Origin of the sequence: Pedobacter changchengzhani (genome assembly GCF_004354365.1) — a bacterium.
Classification (GTDB): Bacteria; Bacteroidota; Bacteroidia; order Sphingobacteriales; family Sphingobacteriaceae; genus Pedobacter; species Pedobacter changchengzhani.
Window position 1 is genome coordinate 47,433 of the sequence record NZ_SJCY01000003.1, and the last position, 26,415, is coordinate 73,847.

Here is a 26,415-nt window from a genome sequence, read left to right on the forward strand (position 1 = left end):
TTTATATCGATAATACTTTAGTCATCTCCATTAAATCATCTTCCAGTTTATAAGAGTGTTTGGTTAGCGCTTCATTTAGCGAGGTTAATGCAATATCATTACCTTTTAAGCCAACCATTTTACCGCTTTCGCCAGCAACCAATGCATTTACAGCAGCGAAGCCCAAACGGCTACCAAGTATTCTATCAAAACTACTCGGACTGCCGCCACGTTGTAAATGACCTAAAATAGTTACTTTGGTATCGTAATGATTAAAGGTTTCTTTCACTCTTTTAGCTACATCAAAAGCACCACCTTGTTTATGACCTTCGGCAACTATAACAATGCTCGATGATTTTTTTGTAGATGCACCGAGCTTTAGTTTTTGAATTAAATCTTCAATACTTGTTTCCTTTTCGGGTAGTAAAACAGCTTCTGCACCAGATGCGATGGCGCTTCTAAGTGCAATACAGCCAGAACCTCTACCCATCACTTCTACAAAAAATAGCCGATCATGTGCATCGGCGGTATCTCTAATCTTATCAACAGCTTCAATTACAGTATTTATGGCTGTGTCATAACCTAGCGTAAAATCAGATCCTGCTAAATCGTTATCTATCGTGCCCGGTACGCCAATTACTTTTACATTATATTTCTCCGAAAATAGTTTGGCGCCAGTAAAAGTTCCATCGCCACCAATAACAACTAAACCGTTAATGTCGTTTTTTTGTAAATTATCGTAAGCAATCTGCATGCCTTCGGGTGTTTTAAAATCTAAACACCTAGCAGTTTTTAAAATGGTTCCGCCCAGTTGTAAAATATTACATACCGAGTAAGAATCCATCGGTTTTATATTGTTGTTGATTAAACCTTGGTAACCTTGCATTACACCAAACATGTTAATGCCATGGTAAATTCCTGTCCTAATTACGGCTCTAATACACGCATTCATGCCAGGAGCATCTCCACCTGATGTTAATACAGCTATGTTTTTAATATTTGGATTCATTTCTTAAGTACGAATATACTGTGTATTTATTACACTAAGTAATTTTTTTTACTATTTTTACTTAAAATTGAAAGTCATACCTTTATCACCACAAAATAAATTAAATAACTTGGAACAAATTTTACCTCATTTAGATTCAGTATTCTCCATCGACTGTGTGTTGTTTGGCTTTGATGGAAAGGAATTAAAAATATTATTAATTGAGCGGAATGAAGAGCCTTTTAAAGATTGGTGGGCTTTGCCCGGTAATATAGTACGGCCTGACGAGAGTTTGGATCAGTCGGCTTCTAGAATTTTATATGAGCTTACCGGTTTGCGTGGTATTTATATGGAGCAGTACTATGCCTTCGGTGATCCAGATCGCCACCCGCAGGGTAGAGTAATTACTTTAGCCTATTATGCTTTAATTCGTTTAAGTGATGATAAGGATTTAAAACCCGTTAGTGATTATGCAAAAGGTGCCAGTTGGTTACCTATTTCTGATTTGCCAAAACTCGCTTTCGATCACCAAAAAATTTACGATAAAGGTTTAGAGAAGATAAAAAGAAGAATTAAACATCAGCCAATCGCTTTTGAACTTTTATCAGAAAAATTTACTTTAACACAACTGCAAAGTGTGTACGAATTAATTTTGGGCAAAAAATTGGATAAAAGGAATTTTAGAAAAAAAATAACGAGTTACGGTGTTTTGAAAGAACTTGATGAAAAACAAAAGGGCGTTTCATACCGTGCTGCATCGCTTTATAAGTTTGATAAGCGTAAATACGCAAAGCTTTTTGGAAAAGAAATATCTTTTTAGGTTGGGAAGATTAGGGTCTAGTTAGGGGGTTAGGGTTTAGAGGTTAGGGTTTAGCAGGGCAATAAGAAATAGGGAATAAGGAAATACAAAAATGGGCAAAATTTGAAATTTTCCAAAGTTTAGTCCAGTAGGATGGTTATAGAATCTAAAATAAATAAAAAGACCCGCTTTTTAAAAACGGGTCTTTTCTCTTTATATAATTATCAACTCATCACTCATAATTCATCACTCAAAACTCATCACTTAAAACTATTTCCCTGCAATCTCTAAATGATAATGAACAAGATCATCTATTGGCGAGCGTACAATTTTACCAACTCCCATTTCATATCGGTCGGCAACAATGCTTAAAATATCTCTAAAGCTATATCCAACTGAACCTATACAATTTAATTGATGGTCTTTATAGTTTGGATAATGTGTAACTAAATTATCAAAAAATGCAGTAAAAGCATACTCTACGTTACTAAAAACATAGTCTTCATACTGATCTTTATAATCATAAAGAAATTTACTAAAACCTGCACAAAAACGATTAGGAAGTGGTTTGTTGTAAATATTTTCAAAAATGTCTTCATTTGTTAAGGCATAATTATCAAAAAATATTTCACGCAAACCTTTAGGCATATAGCCTTTCATGTAATCGCTCAAAATGCGCTTACCTATAAAAGATCCACTACCTTCATCGCCCAAGAAATAACCTAACGAATCAATATTGAGCGTAATTTCTTTGCCATCGTACAAACATGTATTGGTTCCTGTACCCAAAATTGCAGCAAAACCAGGCTGGTCGCCAAGTAGTGCTCTACATGCTGCAAGTAAATCATGACCAACATAAATTTCAGCATTTGTAAAAACCTGTTTCATTGCATCTGCAACAATTTTCACATTGGCCTCTGTAGAGCAACCCGCGCCGTAATAGTAAACACCAGTGAGTTTTTCTCTTTCCAAGTGGTCTGGTAAAGTTTCGTTCAGCGATTTTACTATGTATTCTTCTTTTGAAAAATATGGATTATAACCCTCCGTGTTGAAGTAGATTTTTCTCCCAGCTTCGTTAATCAAACACCAGTTGGTTTTGGTTGATCCGCCGTCTGCAATTACTATCATTTTTTATTTATTTTTGGTTTCGGAAAGATAAAAGTATAAAAATTCTTATACCATGTATGTTTTTTCTTAATAAATTTTTAACAATTTGGTAAACTCAAAAAACAAGTGTGTAAAAAATACACTATATATAGTGTTTAGGACGGTAAAAAAGCCTCATTATTTAGGTTGATAAGGCTTTTGTACCTTTTCTTTTACGAATTAAAAATATTTTAAATTTTATAAAATGAATAACGATTTTTTGGATTTTCGGAGTGATACCGTTACGCGGCCAACTGCAGGTATGCTCGATGCGATGCTGCATGCAAAAGTGGGCGATGATGTTTTTGGTGAGGATGAAACTGTTAGTGCGCTAGAAAAAAAACTGGCTAAAATGTTTAATATGGAAGCGGGTTTGTTTTGCCCATCGGGCACCATGACCAATCAAATTGCCATAAAATGTTTTACGCAACCCATGGATGAAGTGATTTGCGATCAAGCCTCGCATGTTTACCGTTATGAGGGTGGCGGCATTGCCTATCATTCTGGTGCTTCGGTACGTTTACTTCACGGCGAGAGAGGGATTTTAACACCCCAACTCATCGAGCCAGAAATTAACGAATACAACATTCATTACCCAAATTCTAGTTTGGTTGTTTTGGAAAATACAGTAAATAAAGGTGGCGGAAGTTGCTATCATCTTGCTCAAATTGAACCCATCCATCAGCTTTGTAAAGCAAAGGGTTTAAAGTTGCATTTGGATGGTGCTCGTATTTTTAACGCGTTGCAAGCCACTGGCGATGAAGCAACAAGCTACGGAAACCATTTCGATGGCATATCTGTTTGTTTATCAAAAGGTTTAGGCGCACCAGTTGGTTCCGTTTTGTTATCAGATAAAGAAACGATTAAAAAAGCAACGAAAATTAGAAAGGCTTTCGGTGGCGGTATGAGGCAAGCAGGTTTTTTGGCTGCAGCAGGTATTTATGCATTGGATCATCATATTAAAAGACTGAAAGATGACCACAATCATGCAGCCGCTTTAGCCGACGCTTTATCAAAAGCACATTATGTAAAATCGGTTATGCCTGTGGAAACCAATATTGTTATTTTTGAAGTAGAAGCGGATCAAGCCAACCAAATTGTGAACCAATTTAAAGCCAAAGGTTTGCTCTGCGGTACAACCAGTGCTAAAACGATAAGATTGGTTACGCATTTAGACTTAAGTGCTGACATGATTGATCGAGCGATTGAAATAATATTACATTTGCAGGGTTGAGGTTGAGATCGAGGTTGAGATTGAGGTTGAGATTGAAATTGAGGTTGAGATTGAGGTTGAGGTTGAGGATGAGATCGAGGTTGAGATCGAGACCAAGATTGAGGCTAATATTTAGGTTGAGCAAAAAAACTTAAAACTTAACACTTAAAACCTATAACTTTACAGTTGATGAACAAAATTCTAATTGCCAATCGTGGGGAAATTGCTTTGCGCATTATGCGTTCGGCAAAAGAAATGGGCATTAAAACGGTTGCCGTTTTTTCTGAAGCAGATCGGAATGCTTTGCACGTTCGCTATGCAGATGAGGCAGTTTGCATCGGACCCGCACCATCCAGCCAAAGTTATTTAGCAGGCAGTAAAATTATTGATGCTTGCAAATTAACCGGCGCCGAAGGTATTCATCCCGGTTATGGTTTTTTATCTGAAAATGCTGTTTTTGCGCAACAAGTTGCCGATGCTGGCTTAATTTTAATAGGTCCTTCGCCAAAAGCGATGGAGGTTATGGGTAATAAACTATCGGCAAAAGCCGCTGCTTTAAAATACAATATACCTATGGTTCCCGGAACGGAAGAAGCCATTGAAAATGTTGAAGAAGCAAAGTTACGTGCTATTGAAGTTGGTTTTCCCATCTTAATTAAAGCAGCAGCCGGTGGCGGTGGTAAAGGCATGCGAATTGTAGAAAATGTTGCCGATTTTGAAGAGCAAATGCAACTTGCGGTAAGTGAGGCCACATCTGCTTTCGGCGATGGCGCTGTTTTTATAGAAAGATACGTAACGTCTCCACGGCATATAGAGATTCAGGTTTTAGGCGACCAACATGGTAATATTGTCCATCTTTTCGAAAGAGACTGCTCGGTACAGCGACGCCATCAAAAAGTAATTGAAGAGGCGCCTTCGTTTATATTAACTGAAGAAATTAGGGCGAAGATGGGTAAATGTGCCGTTGATGTTGCCCGATCTGTTAATTATACTGGCGCTGGAACGGTAGAATTTATCTTAGATGAAAATCTTGATTTCTTTTTTTTAGAAATGAATACCCGTTTACAGGTGGAGCATCCGGTTACCGAATTTATTACGGGTATAGACCTGGTTAAGGAACAAATTAAAATCGCCCGTGGCGAAAAATTGAGTTTTAAGCAAGAGGATTTAAAAATTAACGGTCATGCTGTTGAGTTAAGGGTTTACGCAGAAGATCCTAACAATAATTTTTTGCCAGATATTGGCAAACTACAAACTTACAAAACGCCAAAGGGAATTGGTGTGCGGGTTGATGATGGTTTCGAAGAGGGTATGGAAATTCCCATTTATTACGACCCAATGATTGCTAAATTAATCACCTACGGAAAAGATAGGAGCGAGGCAATTGAAAGGATGATTAGAGCAATTGATGAATATGAGATTACCGGGATACAAACTACGTTAAGCTTTGGTAAATTTGTGATGCAACATAAAGCTTTTATTTCTGGAAATTTTAATACACATTTTGTAAATCTGCATTTCAATGCAGAAAGTTTAGTCGTAGAAGAAGAACCAGAAGCCTTAATCGCTGCGGTAATTGCAGCAAGGTTGTTTGAAAAGGGTGGCGATGCTGTGGTTTTAGAGCCTTCGATTGCGAATAATTCTAATTGGAAAAAGAATAGATTAAAGTATTAAAACAAATTTGTAATTCTGAGGGATAATTTATTTCATCAAAATCAAAATAAATGAGGCTTGAGTATTTGAATTACAAAGCCACAAAAGAAACAATGTAAAAGCCAGCCGAAGGCTAGAAAAAAGCTTTGTCATTCCGACTTTGGAGCAATCTATAAGTTTGCAAGTGGTTGATTTAATTGTATAATTCGTAAAGTTTACTTAAGAGTTGTTTTTTATTCTTTTGTAAATCAGTATATCAACAAATAACGTCAACGGCGACTCTTCTTAGGAGAATCCCAATTCGAGTTGCCAAATTAAAGTTAATAATAAAAATGTTTACAGGAATTATAGAAACACTTGGCGAAGTTACAGCCATAAAAACCGATCATACCAATGTTCATTTTACTATTTCATCGGCAATTAGCCACGAACTTAAAATAGACCAAAGCGTTGCCCATAATGGCGTATGTTTAACGGTGGTAGCATTGGGCAATTCAACGCATACGGTTACAGCCATTGATGAAACTTTGGGTAAAACCAATTTAGGCCATTTAAAAGTAGGTAATAAAGTAAACTTAGAGCGCTGTATGCAAATGAATGGTCGTTTAGACGGCCACATTGTTCAAGGTCATGTAGATCAAACTGCCACTTGCATAAAACGCGAAGCACTCAACGGAAGTTGGGAATACCGTTTTAAATATGATTCCACTGCCGGAAATGTAACTGTAGAAAAAGGATCGGCCTGTGTAAATGGTATTAGCTTAACGGTTGTAAACTCGCAAAGCGATGAGTTTTCTGTCTTTATCATTCCATACACTTACGAGCACACTAATTTGCACGAGGTAAATGTTGGTGATACCGTAAATTTAGAGTTTGATATTATTGGCAAATATGTAGCAAGGCTGATGGGAAAGTAGGTTTTTCCGTTATTTAGTTATTTAGTTGTTTAATTTTTTGGTTGGTTGGATGGTTCCCAATTTCATCTTAACATACCTAAAAACAGTTTTTATCTGTGTTAATCCTTTTTTATCTGTGGTTAATTAAAACTACTATGTTAAATTTTCTATCAGCTTCTTATCCTTGCTCCTCCAATTAATCAAAAAAAAATGTTCAGTAAAGAAGAAACAGCCCGCTTGAGGCAACAATTTTGGATTAGTTTTGGGCAGTATATGAAGCCAGTTCCATCTGTTGAGGGTTTACGGATTAATTGGATAAACTATAAAACGGGCGTCAAAAACATTTATTTTAAAATGGATGCTGATGCGAGATCTGCGAGAATTTCCATTCAACTTACACACAGTGATGCCGGGATTAGACATTTAATTTTTGAACAACTTGAAGAATTTAAGGTGATGTTTAGCAGTGAAATGAACGAGAACTGGGTTTGGGAGAAAAACTTTGCTGATGAATTTGGCAAAGAAATAAGCTTGGTTTATTTTACTTTGGAGAATAAAAGTATTTTAAACGCTCAACATTGGCCAGATTTAATCTCTTTTTTTAAACCTAGGATAATCCTGTTAGATGAATTTTGGAATGATGTTAAGCCAGTATTTGAAACTTTGCTTTAACTATTTCGGTAACCTATTTCCAAATCTATAAATACGCTGATTGAAGAAAATTGAAACAATATCCGTTTTTTCTGGTTGGTATTGATAGTTGTTATTTAAAACATAAAACTTATGAATACTTTAAAGAAATTTGAATTGATGGAAAAGATTGTACGTGAATTGGAAGATTTACAGAACTCTCAACAAGCTATTATTCAAAAAATAGGAAAAATAGAAGTTGATAATATCGAATTAAGTGATAAACGCTTAGAAAAAGATTTACCAGATATGCACCAACGTGTAGCCGATAATTTAGATACGATTACCGGTATTTTGGAATATTTCGCAACTAAAACCGATACATTTGCAGACAAAAACAATATTGATGCATTAAAAGAGCAAGATGCAATCGATCAGGTAACGCACTAAGATTATTGGTTTATAAATAATATTGAAAAGGTTAGGATTTTATTCTAACCTTTTTTTGTTTTCAATTAAGATGTAAACTAGCCAAGGTAGTCTGCATTTACGCACTAAACGCAACAATTATTTTAATCGAAAAAAATCGTCAAATGTTTAAAACAAAAGTAGTTGAAAATAGCTTATAGGAATAGTTGTAATTTCTAACCTAAAATCCTACTGTCATGAACCTAAAAGAATTATTGCTTAAAGGACAAAATTTTATCGCTCTCCTAAATCAATTTAGAATTGATGCCAAAGATTTAATTATTAAGGATGAGAATTTGATTTTCTTAGGTCAAGAGCGCGGTAAAAATGATATCGTTAAAGAATCAGTTTGTATCGAAGGTAGAAATAATGAAGGTCTCATCAGTCTATTTGGTACGCTACACTACAATTTATTAAGTAAACTGGCTGTTTTCGAAATGCAAAGTGCTGAAAAGATGAGCTTACCAAATTAAAGTATTTAGTAGTTTAAAATATTCGAAACCTGAGTTATAAATGTAACTGAGGTTTTTTTTATGGCAATAATACCGTAAAATCACCTCCTAATGGTTCAAAGTTTTCAATACATGATGAAAGAAAGTCTTCCCCATAATTTACATACATGGGTGCAAGGTTCGAAATTCGTTCTTGCAATACTCCGTTCGGGAACAAACGCTTTTTAACATTCTCTATTTGTACTAAAGCCGTTTTATGTTTGCGTTTCTCTGCCCTAAAAAGCTTCTTCTCTAAATTAGCCAGTAGATGATTGGTTTTCTGCTTGGCTGTATCTGTAGAAACAGAAAGTGTTTTATCTATTTTATAAGCATTTAATTTTATCTGATCGAAAATACTGTTTATTGCCCTAGTTTCATCAGCTAAACTCAGTTGTGCAGTCGAATTGTTTGTTACCCATAGTTTTTTCAAATCTTCAACTGGTAAAAAAATATCTTCTATCGAGAAGCCCAACCTATAAAGGTTTTCGGCGCTGCGTTTATCAATAAGTAATGCAGAATTTCGTAACAATAAAACAGGAAAATCGACACCATAATAATCAAAATTTGCTTTCAGTTGCATCCAATAAGCCACTTCTGCACCACCGCCTATGTAGGCAATATTGGGTAAAATTACTTCTTGGTACATGGGGCGCATTACCACATTCGGACTAAAACGTTCTGGGTGGTTGTTAATCTCTGTTTTTAACTCATCTGCCGTAAAATGGATATCGGTATTATTAACCTTAAATGTTTGGTTATCGAAAATTAAACGTTCTCGTAGATTATCTTTTAAATAAAAAAAGTTTATATCTCTACCGTTAACTTGTGTTTTAAAGCCAAGGTTTTCTAAATTTATCGAGCTGTCGTTAATATTTTTCGCGCTATTTTTCTCTAAAATATCGGCAGTTACAATGCTTGCAAATTGCTTTTTAAGTTGCACATCATCTGCATCTACAATAACTAATCCGTATTTCTCAAACAAATTGTTAACTAAATATCGAGTGGCATCGGCTAAGTTTTCGTGTTCGAGGTATGCTTTTTCGACCAATTTTGCTAAATGTTTTCCGTTTTTCGAAATCCCCAAATAACCTTTATATGCCGTGACTGCTGCGGCTACAGTTTTTGTGCTTAACCTGCCCGTTGCACCGTTGGTATTTTGAATCCAACTAATGTGTTTTTCATCAACATTAACGTGGTTTATTTCTTCAAAGTCGTGGTCTTCAGTCGCCATCCAGTAAACAGGTACAAAATTTTTATCAGGATGCGCCATTTTAAGTTCCAGCGCTAGGTTAATTGCGGTTATAATTTTATAAATAAAATAAAGCGGACCGGTAAAAAGGTTTAATTGGTGGCCTGTTGTAACGGTAAAGGTGTTTTCCAACCCTAAAAGTTCTATATTTTTACAAACTGATTTATTTGGTGTTATATTTTTATATTGGCTTTGCAAAACTTCAACCAACGTTTTTCTGTCCCCTAAAAAATTCCTTTTTTCTATTGCTTCGGCTAACCCGTCCATATCGGGGCGATAACTGTAAAAAGGTTGAAGCTTGGCCTCATTATTAATATAATCTAAAACCAGTTTAGAAAAGGAGCCAGTTTCTTGATAAGAAATATATTTTGCCTGCATAATTAGCGAAAGTAGTGCATTTTAAAGATAAACATAAAGCTGAATAACTATTTTACAATTGTTAAAGAAAAAAGCTTTTACAGGATGATGAATGTGATTGGATAAATCCATCAAATTATGAGGCTGTTTCATAATCAGTTTTGAGATCTCATTGGCAGAATAATATTTTTGTAAAACCGTCATTCGCGCTTGCCTACTGCAAACAGATGAAAATGGGAATCTTACTATTATGAAAAGATTAAGAAATCTCTCCCTACTAAAGTAATAGGATGCCCTTCCGATAGCTATCGGAATAAACTGAGCATGACGATAAAGCCAAATTTAATTCTCTTATATTTTCTCAACTTGTTACTTTGAGACAGCCTCATAAAAAAGCCGTCCCGATAAAATCGGAACGGCTTATAAAATATTTGGATTTTATTAAATTACCATTTTTTTCTGCTGCGTTCGCCACCTTCTCTACTTCCACCTTCTCTACGTCCGCTGCCACCAGTGCTTCCACCTTTTTCATCACGGCTACGTCCAGAGAAATCTCTGAAACCGCCACCGCCACTTCCACCTTCTCTGCTTCCACCTTCACGTCTGCCGCTACCGCCAGAACTTCTTCTGTCACCACCGCCGCTTCCGCCACGGTATCCACCGCCACCGCCAGAACTTCTTCTCTCGCCACCGCCGCCAAAACCACCGCTACGTCTTTCACCGCCACCTCGTCTTTCGCCATCTCCACCTTCACGTCCGCCGTCTCCGCTTTTTTCAATTCTTACGCTACGTCCGTTAAATTCAACCGATTTGAAACCTTCAAATACTTTGTCGGCAACATCATCTTCTACTTCAAAGAAAGAGAAAACACCTTTTAAATCGATTTTACCAACGCTTTTGCCACCAATTTTACCATTGTTACAGATAAAAGATAACATATCGCCACGTGTAAAGTCATCTACCGAACCTAAGTTGATGAACAAACGCGTATAACCTTCGCTACCACGTCCGCGTCCACTTCTTTCGCCTCTCTCACTTCTTTCGCCACGATCATCGCCAACAGCTGCATTCAAATCAGGTGCTTTAGAATAGTATTCTAAGAAACGGTTAAACTCCAATGAAGCAAAACGTTTAATTATATCTTCTTTTGATAACGCAGCAAATTCGTCCATAATACGAGGAATATACTGGTCAATCTGCTCATCGTTCACTTCTACATTATTCACTTTGTGAACTAGAGAGAAAAGTTGTTTTTCGCAAACATCAAAACCAGTTGGCAATTCTGCTTTGGTAAATTGTTTACCAATAATACGCTCCAACTGACGGATTTTACCAACTTCTTTAGAATTGATGATACAAATAGAAATACCATTTTTACCTGCACGACCAGTACGGCCAGAACGGTGGGTATAACTTTCAATCTCATCAGGTAAAGCATAGTTAATTACGTGTGTAACGTCTTTAACATCAATACCACGCGCTGCAACATCAGTAGCAATTAACAACTGCATGTTACGTTCGCGGAAACGTTGCATTACCTTATCACGTTGTTGTTGCGATAAATCGCCGTGTAAAGAATCTGCGTTGTAGCCATCTTTAATTAAATGCTCAGCAACATCTTGTGTATCCAATTTGGTTTTACAAAATACAACTGCAAAAATTTCAGGGTTAAAATCTACAATACGCTTTAAAGCAGCATATTTATCACGCGCTTTAACGATGTAATATTCGTGTTCTACATTAACACTACCTGCATTTTTTGTACCCATTGTTAATTCTACAGGGTCCGTCATGTATTTTTTAGCAATACGGCGAACTTCTGATGGCATAGTAGCCGAGAATAACCAAGTCTTTTTATCATCCGGTGTGGTTGATAAAATTTCGTTGATGTCTTCTTGGAAACCCATGTTTAACATTTCGTCGGCTTCATCAAGCACAACAAATTTAACGCTAGAAAAATCAATGGCTTTACGGCCAATAATATCCAACATACGGCCGGGCGTGGCCACTACAATTTGTACGCCATTGCGTATTTCACGTAGTTGAGGCATAATGCTTGCGCCACCGTAAACGGCAACAACATGGGCATTTTGCGTGTTTTTAGAGAAATTTTTGATGTCGTTCGTAATCTGTAGACATAGCTCACGCGTTGGGCACAAAATTAGTGCTTGCGGCTTATTGCTTTTAAAGTCTATTAATTCTAACAGCGGCAAACCAAATGCGGCTGTTTTTCCTGTTCCTGTTTGGGCCAAACCAACAAAATCATTAGTGCCTTCTAACAGTACAGGAATAGATTGCTCCTGAATAGGCGTAGGATTTTCGAATCCTAGCTCTTTTACGGCATTAACAACGTCATCACTTATCCCCAATTTACTAAATGGGTTTATCATTATAACATTTTTTTATTAAGCCGCAAAGGTAGAATTAATTATTCGTATTTTATTGATTGTTAAGTAAATAGTTTGGTCTAAAATATATTAGCGGAATTTATTGATTGACAGGAAGTTGAAAAAAATACATTCAGTGTGCTCAAATCTATTTTTAGACTGAATTTAATTATTCTATAAATTTTTTGAAGTTATCTGCTTTTTTTAGGTATTTGATAATTTTATATGCTTTCATAATATTGATTGCAACCTGTTTTCAGTTTGGTTTTAAACTAGAGGTTATGTTAACGTATAAGTTATCTTTATTTTGAAATGTTTTAAAATTATTCTTTATCTGCGGTAGCAAATACCCAAAATACCCACATAAAAAATGTTAGCCCTAATGCAATTGAAGGCGAATAAAATGCGATTAATGTTGCCAGGCCATAAATTGCTATTGCCATAAATTGCCCTTTAAGCATTCCTTTCAACCAAGGTAAGTCCTTATTAGCATCTACCAAAAACTTAGGGTTTTTTATTAAAGTAATATTTAGCAATAGCATGGCTATAACAATACAGCCTGTAAATGCCGCATAAAATGCAACAGCTGTATTAACCGCAGGTGTACCAATAAATGTGCCTACTGTTTTTGTAGGAAAAGGGAATAATACAACTAACAAAAGCACTATACCGTTTGCTAGTATTACCCAGTGATTCGCAATTTTTAAATGTTTCAGCATTTTATGGTGGCCCATCCAAATTAAGAGAACGGTTGCAAACGAATTGAAGTACGTAAAATATTCGGGCCATCTTTCTAATATATTGTGCCATAAGTTTAAATTATTAGCGCTAGGATATTCCTTTATTCCAATTTCAATTGCCAATAAAGTAATGGCCACTCCGAAAATGCCATCGCTAAAAGCCTCCAATCTGCCTGTATTGTTTTCCATCTTATTTATTTGATAGTGAATAATATTGGCCGAATTTTGTCGGGTGTTCTGCTTGCTTTACTAAAAAGTCTGCCACATCTGCTCTATTAATTCCTCCAATATCAATACCTTTAAAAAGTTTTGACTCAACTCTATATTTTCCTGTAAACGGTTTATCTTTTAAAGCACCTGGTCTCACAATTTCCCAGTTTAGATTAGCGTTAGCAATAATTTCTTCCATTTTAGTCTTATCATCATAAACCTTTTTTAGAATAAATTTGAAAATTAATTTTAAGAAAAAAGAATTATAATCTGCACTTTCTCCTGCACCAAAGCCAGTAAGAATTATAAAAGGTATTTTCTGCTGTGTTTCTTGCTGAATATCGACCAATAACTTTGCAAAGTCAGAATAAAGCGTAGTTGCTTTAGTGCTGGCGCCGGTTCCTAAGGTAACAATAACTGCATCTGCATCAATTATGGCCTCTTTCAATTTTTTTTTATCGGTTGCACTTCCGTGTACCTGCACTAAATTTTTAGAATCGGCAAGCGCAATATTGGATCGCGAAAGTGTTGTTACGATATGATTGCGTGCTATTGCACATTTTGTGGTTTCTAAACCTACGCCTGCTGAGGCACCAACGATTGTTATTTTCATCAATTTAACTTAAGCGGTAAATATACTATCATGAGAAAAGACTATTTTTGTTTTATAGAAAATACCACTATCTTTTAGGATACTATAATGCTAAAACATGAAAAACAAAGAAAAACACGTTAATGTTAGAGATGTTCAGGATGTTTTGGATCTTATTGGAGGAAGGTGGAAAAGTGCTATTTTAGCCAGTTTATGTGATAAAGAGAAACGTTTTAACGAATTGAAAAGAGATTTGGGTACAATTACGCCAAAAATTTTAATAAAAGAGCTTAAATTTTTAGAGATGAATAAGTTGATCCACAAAGCGGATTCATTAGCCGTTTCATCATTCCAGATTTACCACTTAACTGCACACGGAAGATCTTTGGAGCCCTTAATTGTTAGCATTGTGATGTGGGGTAAAAAGCACAGAGAAATGCTCAACTACAGTTAGTTCTCCTTTACCAAAAGAATTTTTTAATGCTTTGCTTCAAAATAATTTAGCTTTTCAAGCTAAGAACGCTAATATCCACTAATAGCTTAAGTAATTTTCTTTCTACAAATCTGATGCTAAGTTAACTTAATTTAGCAGATGTACTTAAACCGTTTTTCTAAAACTTGCACAAATCAATACTAATATTTAAAGTATCGAACATATTGTACTTAAACGATGTTTATCTGATAAGTATTTAAATTGGTTCAATAAATTTTCTAATGAATAAACGTGGTTTAGTTTGGTTTAAGAATGATCTGCGCCTGCATGATAACGAGGCTTTAAATAGCGCGAAAAAAGAATGTGATGAACTTATTTTTTGCTATTGCATCGAAAAAACAAATTTCGAACATCTGGCTCTTGGGTTTCCAAAGGCAGATGTTGTTCGATTCAGGTTTTTGGAACAGGCTGTTCTTGATTTGAAAATGAACTTGAAAAAGCTGGATTGTAATTTAATTATTGGAGGAAGTTCGGCTATTGAAACGCTACCCAAGTTAATTGAACAATATGGTATAACTGATGTTTACGCAGAGGAGGAATATGCAAGTGAGGAATTGAATTTAATTGCTGAGGTTAAACAAAAGCTACCAAAAACTAATTTTCATTTTTATTGGGGCAAAACGCTTTATCATAAAGATGATATCCCTTTCGAGATTGCTAAAATACCACTTACAAGTAAAGCGTACAGAATTCCAACAGGACAAAAAACTTCACCACGGAAAACTTTCGATTATCCCACACAATTAAATGAAGTTGCACCTATTGAATCAAATGATTTTCCATCTTACAAAGTTTATGGGTTTAGTAAAACTGAATACGACCGCGCGAAGCCTTTGCTTCAAGGTGGCGAAACCGAGGCACTAGCAAGGTTAGATTATTATACATTTAAATCTGAACTTTTAACGGGTTACCGATGGAATAGAAACCGATCGGATGGTTTGGATTACAGCTCTAAATTTTCTCCTTATTTAGCTTTAGGCTGTATTTCTCCACGCGAAATTTATGAAAAGGTTAAGGAGTACGAAGAAAAAGTAAAAAAGAATCAAAGTACATGGTGGCTGGTTTTTGAACTCGTGTGGCGGGATTATTTCACTTTTAAAGCGATGCGATTTGGCAATGCGATTTTTAAAACTAACGGTTATAAAAATAAGGCAATAGAGTGGGGAAATGATCTGGTAAAATTTGAAAAATGGTGTGCAGGTAAAACGGGTATTCCTTTTATAGATGCCCACATGCGCCAATTAAATGAAACTGGATATATGAGCAACCGCGGCAGGGTAAATTGTGCGAGTTATTTTGTGCATGATTTAAAGATAAACTGGACTTGGGGCGCCATTTATTTTGAGAGCAAATTGATAGATTATGATGTAACCTCTAACTGGATGAACTGGCACATGCAGGCATTCGAAATTTGGTACACCAACCCGGTGCATCAATCTAATAAATATAAATCTCAGGATTACATTAGAAAATGGATTCCCGAATTGAGGGATAAAAACGATGTGGAAGTTTTAATACCTTGGGAATTTGACATCTCCTATTATCCAAAGCCAATTGAAGTGTACAAAAAATGGACTAGAGCAATAAATTTGATACAACAAATAGCGCCTTAGTGATCAAAATTTTAAGTGAATGATATCATAACAAAGGCGAAAATAATCTTGCTATCTTTTCTGAAAATGTTTTCCATTTCGAGCGCTCATTCCATTCTTTTTCGTTGATTTTAATACTGTCGAGCAAATCATTTTCAAATGCTTTGCGCATTTCTTTTGCAAAATTGTTATCGTAAATTACTGCGTTCACTTCAAAATTTAATTCAAAACTTCTAATGTCCATATTTGCGGTACCCACCATCGCAATTGCCTCATCAATTACCAAAGTTTTAGCATGAATAAATCCTTTTGTGTATAAATATATTTCCACTCCAGCGTCGATGAGTTCGCTATAAAACGAACATGCAGCTGCGTTAACTAAGAAAGAATCGCCCTTTTTTGGTACAATAAGTTTTATGCTTACACCACTTAATGCTGCAATTTTAATAATGTTTATTAAGCTTTCATCTGGAATAAAATAGGGTGTGGTAATAAGAACTTCGTGTTTTGCTTTTGAAATGGCTTGTATAATCGAGTATAAAATTGTGGGCGAATCAGAATCAGGTCCGCTAGCTGCAATTTGTAACGGGACTTTGGCTTCGGTTGGTAAATCGGTTCGAAAAAAAGATTCATTTATAGCAATTTGATTGCCGGTGCAAAAATTCCAATCGCACAAAAATATGTATTGAAGGTTTGCCGTGCCAGATCCTTTTATTTTAATGTGTGTATCTCTCCAATATAACTGATACGGATTTGGGTTGCTATACCTCTCGCTTATATTTATGCCACCAACGAAAGCCGTTTCGCCATCAATTACAATAATTTTACGGTGGTTTCTGTAATTAATTCTATTGGCTAGCGAAATAAAATTGATCTTATAAAAACGGTACACTTCTACACCATTATCTTTTAGTTCTTTTACTATTCTTTTTCGGATGGATCTGCTTCCAAAATCATCATAAATAAACCGTACGCTAATACCTTGTTTGGCTTTTTCGATTAAAACATCTTTAATTTTACAACCTATTTTATCATCCTCAAAAATATAATATTCTATATGAATGTGGTTTTGTGCAGCCTTTAAAGCACGTATTATCTCCGGGAAAGTTTCTTCTCCATTTAAAAGCAGTTTAACTTCATTATTTTTGGTAATAGGACTTTTATCGTGTAATAATAAGTATGCTAATTGTGGGTTATCCTTAAGATAAGAGGGTTTTCCATCCTTAATTATGGCAATAGAAGATTGGTTAATATGGTGCCTAACCCGACTGAATAAATCATTATTTCTTGTTAATTTTTTACTGTACAGTTTATTTTTTCGGTAGTTATTGCCCATGGCAAAATAAACAACCATGCCAATGATGGGTAAAAAAATGACGACCAATAAATAAGAATATATTTTGGAAATGGTATCTACTTCGTAAATAATGCGCAAGCAAACAAACAACAGAATAATTGCATAAAAAATTTCGATGTAGAGTTGAATGTTCATTCAAAAGCGTGTGAAGGGTAAAACGCTAAAGTACAATAAAATTGAAGTATAAAAATAGATATGTATTGAGTTACAATATCGTAGAAAACAATTTATCTAAAAGTTTGTGGTTTTCTTGAATAGCTACAGAAAAAACGGACGCACACAGCTAAAAACTTTCCTGATCCGTGAAAATCTGTGGTTAACGTTTTAACTATCGTAACCTTTCGGCCGAGCGGATTAAATTTTCATCTTTATTAATACCAATAATAGCTAACACACAAAATAATATTGCAATTGCAGGAAAATAAGCGCCGATTCCGAAATTAGCGCCTTCCATGCCACCAGGCAACCTTTTAGCGAAAATACTGCACCAAAATGCAAAACCTCCAATGGCAATAATTGTAAAAATAACAACACGCTTTTGCGCACTTCGTTTTTTGAAGTTAAAAATATTAACGAAACACATTATCGCCACAACAACATTTGTAATTAACAGCGGTAAAAAAGTTTGAATTTTTATATCTGTCGCTTTATTTGCAACCTCAGTTTGATAGAGCCCGTTTGTATAAACTGCCGTTTCATTATTTGCGATGTCTTTCGTTGCAACTGGTAAAAAGAACATTAAAACTAAAGCAAATGTTGCCAATAATAACCAAATTGTTTGTATTCTCTGAATCATGTAGTCGAATTTTAAATGGCAAAATTAACTTTTTTTTGATAAAAGCATATAAAATGTTTAGCGCATCTCGTTTCTCTTTATTTGATGCCTTTAACAAACAACCAATATTGAACGGTGTTTCTTTGATCTTTAATCCTTGCTCTTTGTTCCTTACATAAAAACTGTACTTTTGCAACGCTTTGAGTAAAAATAGATATTTCATACAAATTGCTTACGATGGCACTTTATACCATGGCTGGCAAACACAACCCAATGCGATAACAGTGCAAGAGTTGTTAGATAAAGCTTTAACAATAGTTTACAGGCAACCTATCGAAACTTTAGGTTGCGGTAGAACCGATGCTGGTGTACATGCAAAAGATTTTTATGCGCACTTTGATATTGAGGATTTAGATGAAGACAAAGTACTTAATTCGCTCGCCAGCGTAAATGCGCTTTTGCCCTATCAAATCTGCGCTAAAAGAATTATTCCAGTTCACGATGAGGCACATGCGCGTTTTGATGCAACCGCCCGGGCTTATAAATATTATCTCCATTTTGCAAAAGATCCGTTTAAGTTTAACCGTTCGTGGTTACTAAAAGATAAGCTTGATATTGAAATGATGAACAAAGCAGCGAATATTTTGTTAAGCTATATTGATTTTTCGTGTTTCAGTAAATCAAATACCCAAACCTTTACCAATAATTGTAAAATTACAGAGGCTTTTTTTGAAGAGGTTGACGATAGTTTGATTTTTACCATAAAAGCCGATCGTTTTTTAAGAAATATGGTGCGGGCAATTATGGGAACATTGGTCAGAATTGGTAAGCATGAAATTAATTTAGATGATTTTAAAGCAATTATCGAAAGTAAAAACCGAAGCAACGCCGGTCAATCGGTACCTGCTTGTGGTTTGTATTTAGTGAAAGTAGAATATGCTTTTTTGAGTGCTAAGTGTTAAGTTATGAGTTATGAGATATGAGTTGCCGGTTGGAAATTACACACTTAAAGGGATACTGTCAAAAAAAGAAAATAAAAAACATGTACAATTAAACCATTATTCAAAACAACTTCTAAACTCATCACTAATAACTCATAACTAAAAAACATGTACAATTAAACCATTATTCAAAATAACTTCTAAACTCATCACTCATCACTCATCACTAATAACTCATCACTAAAAAACATGTACAATTAAACCATTATTCAAAATAACTTCTAAACTCATCACTAAAAACTCATCACTAAAAAAAATGTCAGTATCAGGCGAAGTATATAACACAGGATTGCTGAGGCGTATTTTTCAATACGTTAAGCCTTACCGTGCGATATTTGTTTGGTCGGTAATCCTCACCATTTTACTGGCGCTCATTTCTCCAGTGCGTCCGTTTTTAATAAAATATACATTAGATAATTACATTCTTACTGGTAAATATAGTGGGTTGGTAAATATGACCATCATCATGATTTTGATGCTGATTTTACAAACATTTATTCAGTATAGCCACACGCTTTTAACCAATACTTTGGGTCAGTCGGTTATTAGAGATTTGCGGATTAACGTTTTTAACCACATCACAAAACTTAAGCTTAAATTTTTCGATAAAACGCCAATCGGTCAATTAATCACGCGTACCGTTTCCGATTTAGAAACGATTGCCGATATTTTTTCTGAAGGTTTAATCTCGATGATTGGCGATACGTTGCAGGTTGTGGTAATTATTGGCGTAATGTTCTACACCGATGTAGAACTCAGTTTTGTGGTTTTATTGCCAATTCCGCTGTTAATTATGGCAACTCGGAAATTCCAAAAAGCAATTAAAGCATCGTTTCAAGAAATTAGGAATGAAGTTTCTAACCTCAATACTTTTTTGCAGGAACACATTACGGGCATTTCCATTATCCAATATTTTGCTCGAGAAAAACAAGAATACAATAAATTTTATGCCATAAATAAGCGTTACCGCGATGCGAATATCCGTTCTAATTGGTACTACTCTATTTTCTTTCCCATTGTAGAATTAATTTCGGCAATGTCGTTGGGTTTACTAATTTGGTATGGCTCAAAAAGCGTATTAACTTTAAACATTACGCCGGGTACAATAACGCAGTTTATAATGTATTTGGGTATGGTTTATACGCCAATTCGCCAACTGGCGGATAAGTTTAACACCCTGCAAATGGGCATGGTGGGCGCCGATCGTGTTTTTAAGGTATTAGATACTGATGAATCTACACTAGATTTAGGGAAATTACAGCCCGATAAATTGGAAGGTAACATCGTTTTTAAAAATGTTTGGTTCGCTTATAACGAAGATAACTATGTACTTAAAGATTTATCGTTCGAAGTTAAAGCTGGCGAAACCGTTGCATTGGTTGGTGCTACAGGTGCAGGAAAATCATCTACCATTAATATACTTAACCGTTTTTACGAAATTGGTAAAGGTGAGGTTACCATCGATGGAATTAATATTGAAGATTTTGATTTAGACTATCTGAGAAGTAATATTGCAACTGTTTTGCAAGATGTATTTCTATTTTCGGATACTATTTTTAACAACATCACATTAAACAACCCATCAATTACGATTGAGGAAGTTATTGAAGCATCAAAAAAAGTGGGTGCGCATGATTTTATAGAGCGATTACCAGGTGGTTATCAATATAATGTAATGGAACGAGGTGCAACGCTTTCTGCAGGCCAAGCACAGCTAATCTCGTTTATTAGGGCTTTAGTTTATAAACCTGCAATATTGGTTTTAGATGAGGCAACTTCATCGGTAGATACCGAAACTGAACTCTTAATTCAAAATGCAATTGATAATTTGATGGAAGATCGAACTTCGATCGTGATTGCCCACCGTTTATCAACCATTCAGAAAGCCGACCAAATTGTGGTTTTGGATAAAGGCGAGATTAAGGAAAAAGGGACGCATCAAGAACTGCTACGGTTAAACGGTTATTACAAAAAGCTTTACGATTTGCAATTCTCTTCGGTTGGGATAAGTAAATAGAATAAAAAATGTTTATGTTTGGTTTTAGGAACATAAGCAAATCTTTGGAACGTATAGAATATAGTGAGACCGGCAATGAACTTTTTGACTTATTAAGGCAAGGAGATCATCGTGCGTTTGCTAAAATTTACAAATTATTTTGGCCTCAGCTTTACAATGCAGCTTACAAACGGCTTCCCGAGCGTGAAAAATGCCAAGACATCATTCAGAATGTTTTTACCGATTTATGGAACAGAAGAGCAACGTTAGACTTGAAAAATCCAACCGCTTATTTACATACCGCCGTGCGTTTCCAAGTTTTAAAGCAGATTAGTAGATCACCAAAAAGTCGTTTTTTTGTTCAAGCGTTTGATACCGAACTCATTTCGCCATTGCAAACAGATGCACACCTGTTAGCGCGTGAAGCCAAGAGTGTGATTGATCTTTTTATAAAAGCGTTACCACGAAAGCGCAAAGAAATATTTTTACTTCATTATTTCGATGGACTTAACACCGCAAAAATTTCTGTTCAGTTAAATGTATCTCAAAAAACAGTACAAAATCAGCTTACAACCGCCTCACATGCGTTGAGGTTAAGATTAACGCAGTTGTTTGTATTGCTCATTGTGGTGTTTTTATCGTTTTTGTAGACGGTCAATTACACTTTTCTATCAATTTTAATTTTCTTCATTTCTTTTTTGGGAGATTTCCATTTTTCGGGTACATATATACAAAAGGCAGTGTGTAATGAACCCAGATCACCACAAAAAAGATCTTCAAAAAATAATTAAACGTTACGTTGCAGGTAATGCAAGCGAAGAGGAAATTGTTTTTATAGAACGTTATTATCATTATTTAGATAAAGTTGAACAACAATCAATTGAAAATGATGATCAAAAACTTGCATTTGAGGAGGAAAATTTCAACGTCATTCTAAACAATATTTCTTCAGCCAAAGCCCCTAAAAAACTTTTTATTTATCGTTATACGGCAGCTGCAGTCGTCTTGCTATCCCTAATTGGGGTGAGTCTGTATTTAATTTTAAATCCTTCAGCAGAAAAAGTCGAAATCCAATCTGCTAAAAATAAACCTTTAGATGTTTTACCTGGAACAAATAAAGCCGTATTAACCTTGGGCAATGGGTCTAAAGTTGTTTTAGATGGAAAAACAGCATCGAATCTTAGCGATAGGGATGGATTGAAAATTTCGAAAACGAACAATGGTCAACTGGTTTATACCATAACCGAGGCCAAGCAAGTTCAAAATAAAGTTATTGCTTCTAATACCATACAAACTCCAAGAGGTGGCCAATACCAAGTTGTTTTACCAGATGGATCCAAAGTTTGGTTAAACGCGGCCTCTTCTTTAACCTATCCAGAAATATTTGTTGGAAAAGAACGCAAAGTTAAGTTAACTGGCGAAGCTTATTTTGAAGTAGCAAAGAACAAGAATATGCCCTTTATTGTAAATACTCAATCTCAAAATGTTGAGGTGTTAGGTACGCATTTCAATATCAACAGTTATATGGATGAGCAAACCATAAAAACTACGTTGTTGGAAGGAAGTGTTAAAGTAAGCAACAATCAATTTATTCAAATCTTGAAACCAGGCGATCAATCTATTGCTGGCGCCAATGGTAACGCTGCAATTAAATTGGTTCATAATGTAGATACCGACGATGAAACTGCATGGAAAAACGGCCAATTTAGTTTTAACAACGCAAGTTTGAAAACGATTTTGAACCAGTTAGAAAGATGGTACGATGTAAAAATAGACTACAGTGCCATTCCGCAGAAAAGATACAATGGTATGGTGCCAAAAAAGGCAAATCTATCGCAAGTATTAAATATGCTAGAACTTACAGGAAATATAAAGTTTCAAATTGAAGAAGGAAGAAAATTAAAAGTTATCGAAAATTAAACGTCTCATAATCCGTTTCCAACGGAACTAAATTTTATAATAAACACCAATCAATTAATCATTATTTACTTAAACCAAACTGAATGTATGAACTTTTACACTCGAAGTAATATCGCCCCAACCACAAAGGATGCGGGTTTTATTGCAAATCATTTTAACCAACAAATATTTAGGGCTATGAAACTTTTTGTTATCCTAATGACTGTCCTATGCGTGCAGGTTAGCGCATCTGCATTTTCGCAACGCGTAAATATTAGTCAGAAAAACGTGCCTTTAGAGCAAGTTTTAAAAGAAATTAAACGCCAAACAGGCTATTTTTTCTTGTACGATTTAGATTTGATTCAGCAACAATCTAAACCAGTAACCATCAATCTAAAAAATGCTGAAATTTCTACCGTTTTAACGCAAGCCTTAAAATCTCAGCCTTTTAGTTGGGAAATTAAAGAAAACACAATTCTAATTACACCAATGGCGAGCCAAGCAACAAATGTTGCAAAGGCAATTGATGTAACAGGTAAAATTGTTGATGAAAAAGGCAATCCAATGCCGGGCGCAACTGTGCGTGTTAAGGGAAAAAGCGGAACAGTAACCGATTCCAATGGAAACTTTACCTTAAAAGGTGTTGCTGAGAATGCAGTATTGGTTATTTCTTATTTAGGTTATACCGATAAAGAAGTTACCGCAAAATTAAATTTAGGTACTATTCGCTTAGTAGAATCTGCAGGTAAACTTGCAGAAGTTGTAGTTACGGGTTATACCAATTATACAAAGGCACAATCTGCTGCAGCAGCTACTTTAGTAAGTGCCGAAAAAATTAATGAGGTGGCTGGATTAACCTTGGATCAAATTTTGCAAGGCCGTGTACCGGGAATGAGCGTAATCTCTACTTCTGGACAACCAGGTCAGAGTGCATCGACCATAATTCGGGGAATTGGAAGTATTAATGGCGCAAGAGGACCGCTTATTGTTTTAGATGGTGTACCAATTGAATCTGGTTATTTCCAAACCATCAATCCAGAAGATATTGAGTCTGCAACCGTTCTAAAGGATGCTTCGGCAACTGCTTTGTATGGTTCTAGAGGTGCTAACGGAGTAATCGTTTACACCACAAAGAAAGGTAAGGTTGGTAAAGTGCAAGTAAATTATAATACTCAATTTGGTTTTTCGAATCTGAGCAGACCTAATTTTCAGATGATGAATACTGAACAACGCTTACGTTTTGAGGAGGAGGTTGGTTTAACTGGTCGGAACATCGGTCCGGGTTGGGTTTATTCACCAAAAAATCCATCATATATAGCCGGTAATGCAACATTACGTGCACGTAACGACTTCGTGTTAGACAGTTTGAGAGGTATTAATACAGATTGGAGAGATATTTTCTTTCAAAAAGGAAAATTTCAAGAGCAGCAGGTTAGTATCAGTGGCGGAACCGAGAAATTCCGTTTTTATAATTCCTTAAATTATTACAAACAAGAGGGTGTGGCAAAAACCACCGGTCTTGATCGATATGCACTAAGAAGTAATTTAGATTTTAAGGATGATAAATTTAGCGGAGGTGTTAACTTATCACTAGGTTATTCAGAATCTAGCTTTATAGATGGCGAGGGTACCACATCTGCAGGTACAGCCATGGCAGCAGTGTATTATGCTTTACCCTACGAATATCCGTACGCATCTGATGGAACATTGGTGCATCCAGGCATTAAAAATCAAGCAAGATTTAATATTTTAGACCAGCGTGAAGGCTCTGAAGCTTTGGAGAGACAGCAAAATTCTTCGAATAGATCAGATCAATTTAAAACAATAATGGGTGTTAATTTTGGCTACCAGATTTTGCCAGAGTTGAAAGCCACTACCAGGTTAGGTGTAGATTATAGAAATTCATCCGATGAAGCGTTTGTTAATCCTGATTCTTATTATGGATCTACCATTACGCCAGGCGGAAAAGGCAGGTTGGACGAAGGGAGTAGAAGAAATTTTAACCTTGTTACTACTTCTGGCTTAACTTATGCCAAAACGTTCAACCAGAAACATGATGTGGAAGTAACTGCATTGTATGAATATTTGTACAACAACTATAAGTCATTTAATTATAGAGGTTTTGGTATCGATGGCAGATTGCCAAATACTCCAGCAGGAATTAATGTAAGTACCACTTTTCTACCAAGTTTGGGTGGCGGAAAAACCAGAAGTGCTTTGTCTTCATTTATTAGCATCGGTAGATATACTTATGATGGTAAATACTCATTAAATGCGAGTTATAGATATGATGCTTCATCTACCGTGGTGGCAAAAAACCGATCGCATGGTTTCTACTCCATCGGTGCAAGCTGGGATGCGAAGAAAGAAGATTTCTTAATGAAACAAGATTTAATTTCTAGCTTAAAGTTAAGAGCCAGTTATGGCCTTGCAGCATCGCCATTTTCGGGAGATTTTAATTATTATGCAACCTACGGGAACACGACTTATGGCGGTAATACAGGGATACGTGCTGGTGCTGCAGGTAATGTAGATTACGATTGGGAATATGTTAAAGAAAGTAACGTAGGGTTTGATTTGTCGTTGTTTAAGAGCAGCAGAGTTCGCTTGGCTGTTGATTTCTACAATAAAATAACCAACAACATGTACATTGATCAACCACCATCTGCCACTGCAGGTTATAGCTCATTACCTTTAAGTTCTGGTAAAATGAGAAATAGGGGTGTAGAATTTGACGTGAGTGGTGATGTAATCAAAACAAATGATTTCACTTGGACGGTTGGAGCAAATGCTGGTTACAACAAAAATAAAATACTTAGTGTAAGCGATGTTACAGATTTCTTCCCCGATGGTGATTCACGGATCATTAAAGTTGGTTTACCTTACGGAACATATCTTGCCCCAGATTGGGCAGGTGTTAATCCACAAACTGGAGATGCGCAGTATTACAATTTAGATGGTTCTATTACCACTAGTTACAATTCAAACGCGCAGCAAACCACCAATTCGGGTAGTCTATATCCAACTTTTACTGGAGGTATCACTACATCGTTAAGCTACAAAGGTTTAACCGCATCGGCATTATTGTCCTTCGTATCTAATGTTATGCGTTGGAATAATGAGGATTTTTATAACGAAAATCAACGATATGCAACCAGTAACCAAACGGTGAGGATGTTAGAGAACAGATGGAAGCAGCCGGGAGATTCTGGCGATAATGCTATTCTTCAACGTTTCGATGTTCCTAGAAACTTTACGTCGAAAGATATTCAAGATGCATCTTTCTTGAGATTGAGAAATGTTACGATTGGATATGCACTGCCAAAAAAGGTTTTAGACAGAACCAAATTTATAAAAGGCGTTAAAATATTTGTTCAAGGACAGAACTTATACACTTGGACAAGTTGGAGAGGTTTAGACCCGGAAAATAACGATGTCTTTGGTCGTTTCCAATATCCTAACACTAGAACTTACACTGCAGGTCTCAACGTTAACTTTTAATAA

General features: G+C 35.7%; 22 protein-coding genes. 14 read left to right on the forward strand and 8 right to left on the reverse strand.

Annotated features, from left to right (window positions below):
- Position 1 precedes the first annotated feature (1 nt).
- Positions 2-988, reverse strand: a complete 987-nt coding sequence (gene pfkA, locus EZJ43_RS05240) for a 6-phosphofructokinase (RefSeq protein WP_133261639.1) — start codon at positions 986-988, stop codon at positions 2-4.
- A gap of 109 nt (positions 989-1,097) precedes the next feature.
- On the opposite strand from pfkA, the gene EZJ43_RS05245 reads away from it, so the two are divergent.
- Complete coding sequence (locus tag EZJ43_RS05245) at positions 1,098-1,787, forward strand: NUDIX hydrolase (RefSeq protein WP_133261640.1); 690 nt, start codon at positions 1,098-1,100, stop codon at positions 1,785-1,787.
- Between the two features lie 249 nt (positions 1,788-2,036).
- Here the strand turns inward: EZJ43_RS05245 and EZJ43_RS05250 are convergent, their stop codons facing one another.
- Positions 2,037-2,894, reverse strand: a complete 858-nt coding sequence (locus tag EZJ43_RS05250) for a BadF/BadG/BcrA/BcrD ATPase family protein (RefSeq protein ID WP_133261641.1) — start codon at positions 2,892-2,894, stop codon at positions 2,037-2,039.
- A gap of 223 nt (positions 2,895-3,117) precedes the next feature.
- Here EZJ43_RS05250 and EZJ43_RS05255 point away from each other — a divergent pair, with 223 nt between their 5' ends.
- From EZJ43_RS05255 to EZJ43_RS05280, 6 genes are all read left to right on the forward strand, one after another.
- Positions 3,118-4,146, forward strand: coding sequence for a threonine aldolase family protein (locus tag EZJ43_RS05255; protein WP_133261642.1), 1,029 nt, complete (start codon positions 3,118-3,120; stop codon positions 4,144-4,146).
- Between the two features lie 168 nt (positions 4,147-4,314).
- Positions 4,315-5,799: an acetyl-CoA carboxylase biotin carboxylase subunit gene (gene accC, locus EZJ43_RS05260; RefSeq protein WP_133261643.1), complete on the forward strand. Its 1,485-nt coding sequence runs from the start codon at positions 4,315-4,317 to the stop codon at positions 5,797-5,799.
- Between the two features lie 311 nt (positions 5,800-6,110).
- Positions 6,111-6,695 carry a riboflavin synthase gene (locus EZJ43_RS05265; RefSeq protein WP_133261644.1) on the forward strand — a complete coding sequence of 195 codons (585 nt, stop codon included), beginning with the start codon at positions 6,111-6,113 and terminating at the stop codon, positions 6,693-6,695.
- 189 nt (positions 6,696-6,884) lie between these two features.
- Positions 6,885-7,346, forward strand: a complete 462-nt coding sequence (locus EZJ43_RS05270) for a DUF4268 domain-containing protein (protein WP_133261645.1) — start codon at positions 6,885-6,887, stop codon at positions 7,344-7,346.
- Between the two features lie 111 nt (positions 7,347-7,457).
- Positions 7,458-7,754, forward strand: coding sequence for a hypothetical protein (locus tag EZJ43_RS05275; protein ID WP_133261646.1), 297 nt, complete (start codon positions 7,458-7,460; stop codon positions 7,752-7,754).
- 215 nt (positions 7,755-7,969) lie between these two features.
- Positions 7,970-8,245 (forward strand): hypothetical protein, encoded by a 276-nt coding sequence (locus tag EZJ43_RS05280; protein ID WP_133261647.1) that lies wholly within the window; start codon positions 7,970-7,972, stop codon positions 8,243-8,245.
- 58 nt (positions 8,246-8,303) lie between these two features.
- Here EZJ43_RS05280 and bshC read toward each other — a convergent pair whose 3' ends face one another.
- The 4 genes from bshC to EZJ43_RS05300 form a co-directional block, all read right to left on the reverse strand.
- Positions 8,304-9,890, reverse strand: coding sequence for a bacillithiol biosynthesis cysteine-adding enzyme BshC (gene bshC, locus EZJ43_RS05285; RefSeq protein ID WP_133261648.1), 1,587 nt, complete (start codon positions 9,888-9,890; stop codon positions 8,304-8,306).
- A gap of 425 nt (positions 9,891-10,315) precedes the next feature.
- Positions 10,316-12,259: a DEAD/DEAH box helicase gene (locus tag EZJ43_RS05290; protein WP_207924574.1), complete on the reverse strand. Its 1,944-nt coding sequence runs from the start codon at positions 12,257-12,259 to the stop codon at positions 10,316-10,318.
- Between the two features lie 320 nt (positions 12,260-12,579).
- Positions 12,580-13,185 carry a TMEM175 family protein gene (locus EZJ43_RS05295; protein ID WP_133261649.1) on the reverse strand — a complete coding sequence of 202 codons (606 nt, stop codon included), beginning with the start codon at positions 13,183-13,185 and terminating at the stop codon, positions 12,580-12,582.
- A 1-nt stretch (position 13,186) separates the two neighbouring features.
- Positions 13,187-13,819, reverse strand: coding sequence for an NAD(P)-dependent oxidoreductase (locus EZJ43_RS05300; protein WP_133261650.1), 633 nt, complete (start codon positions 13,817-13,819; stop codon positions 13,187-13,189).
- A 97-nt stretch (positions 13,820-13,916) separates the two neighbouring features.
- On the opposite strand from EZJ43_RS05300, the gene EZJ43_RS05305 reads away from it, so the two are divergent.
- Both EZJ43_RS05305 and EZJ43_RS05310 read left to right on the forward strand, forming a co-directional pair.
- Entirely contained in the window at positions 13,917-14,252 is a 336-nt protein-coding gene (locus EZJ43_RS05305; protein WP_133261651.1) for a winged helix-turn-helix transcriptional regulator, read from the forward strand.
- A 260-nt stretch (positions 14,253-14,512) separates the two neighbouring features.
- Complete coding sequence (locus tag EZJ43_RS05310) at positions 14,513-15,904, forward strand: DASH family cryptochrome (RefSeq protein ID WP_133261652.1); 1,392 nt, start codon at positions 14,513-14,515, stop codon at positions 15,902-15,904.
- A gap of 25 nt (positions 15,905-15,929) precedes the next feature.
- On the opposite strand, the gene cls is transcribed toward EZJ43_RS05310, so the two are convergent.
- The gene (gene cls / locus EZJ43_RS05315; RefSeq protein WP_133261653.1) at positions 15,930-17,375 is read right to left on the reverse strand and encodes a cardiolipin synthase; all 1,446 of its coding nucleotides are present in this window, start codon (positions 17,373-17,375) and stop codon (positions 15,930-15,932) included.
- 193 nt (positions 17,376-17,568) lie between these two features.
- Positions 17,569-18,036 (reverse strand): DUF4293 domain-containing protein, encoded by a 468-nt coding sequence (locus tag EZJ43_RS05320; protein WP_133261654.1) that lies wholly within the window; start codon positions 18,034-18,036, stop codon positions 17,569-17,571.
- Positions 18,037-18,215: 179 nt separating this feature from the next.
- Here EZJ43_RS05320 and truA point away from each other — a divergent pair, with 179 nt between their 5' ends.
- The 5 genes from truA to EZJ43_RS05345 all read left to right on the forward strand — a co-directional run bounded on the left by truA (position 18,216) and on the right by EZJ43_RS05345 (position 26,412).
- Entirely contained in the window at positions 18,216-18,977 is a 762-nt protein-coding gene (gene truA, locus EZJ43_RS05325) for a tRNA pseudouridine(38-40) synthase TruA (protein WP_133261655.1), read from the forward strand.
- A gap of 295 nt (positions 18,978-19,272) precedes the next feature.
- Positions 19,273-21,033, forward strand: coding sequence for an ABC transporter ATP-binding protein (locus tag EZJ43_RS05330; protein ID WP_133261656.1), 1,761 nt, complete (start codon positions 19,273-19,275; stop codon positions 21,031-21,033).
- A 44-nt stretch (positions 21,034-21,077) separates the two neighbouring features.
- The gene (locus EZJ43_RS05335) at positions 21,078-21,662 is read left to right on the forward strand and encodes an RNA polymerase sigma factor (RefSeq protein ID WP_243718043.1); all 585 of its coding nucleotides are present in this window, start codon (positions 21,078-21,080) and stop codon (positions 21,660-21,662) included.
- A 97-nt stretch (positions 21,663-21,759) separates the two neighbouring features.
- A complete protein-coding gene (locus EZJ43_RS05340; protein WP_133261658.1) occupies positions 21,760-22,932 on the forward strand; it encodes a FecR family protein in 1,173 nt (390 codons plus the stop codon).
- 87 nt (positions 22,933-23,019) lie between these two features.
- Complete coding sequence (locus EZJ43_RS05345; protein WP_243718044.1) at positions 23,020-26,412, forward strand: SusC/RagA family TonB-linked outer membrane protein; 3,393 nt, start codon at positions 23,020-23,022, stop codon at positions 26,410-26,412.
- Positions 26,413-26,415 lie beyond the last annotated feature (3 nt).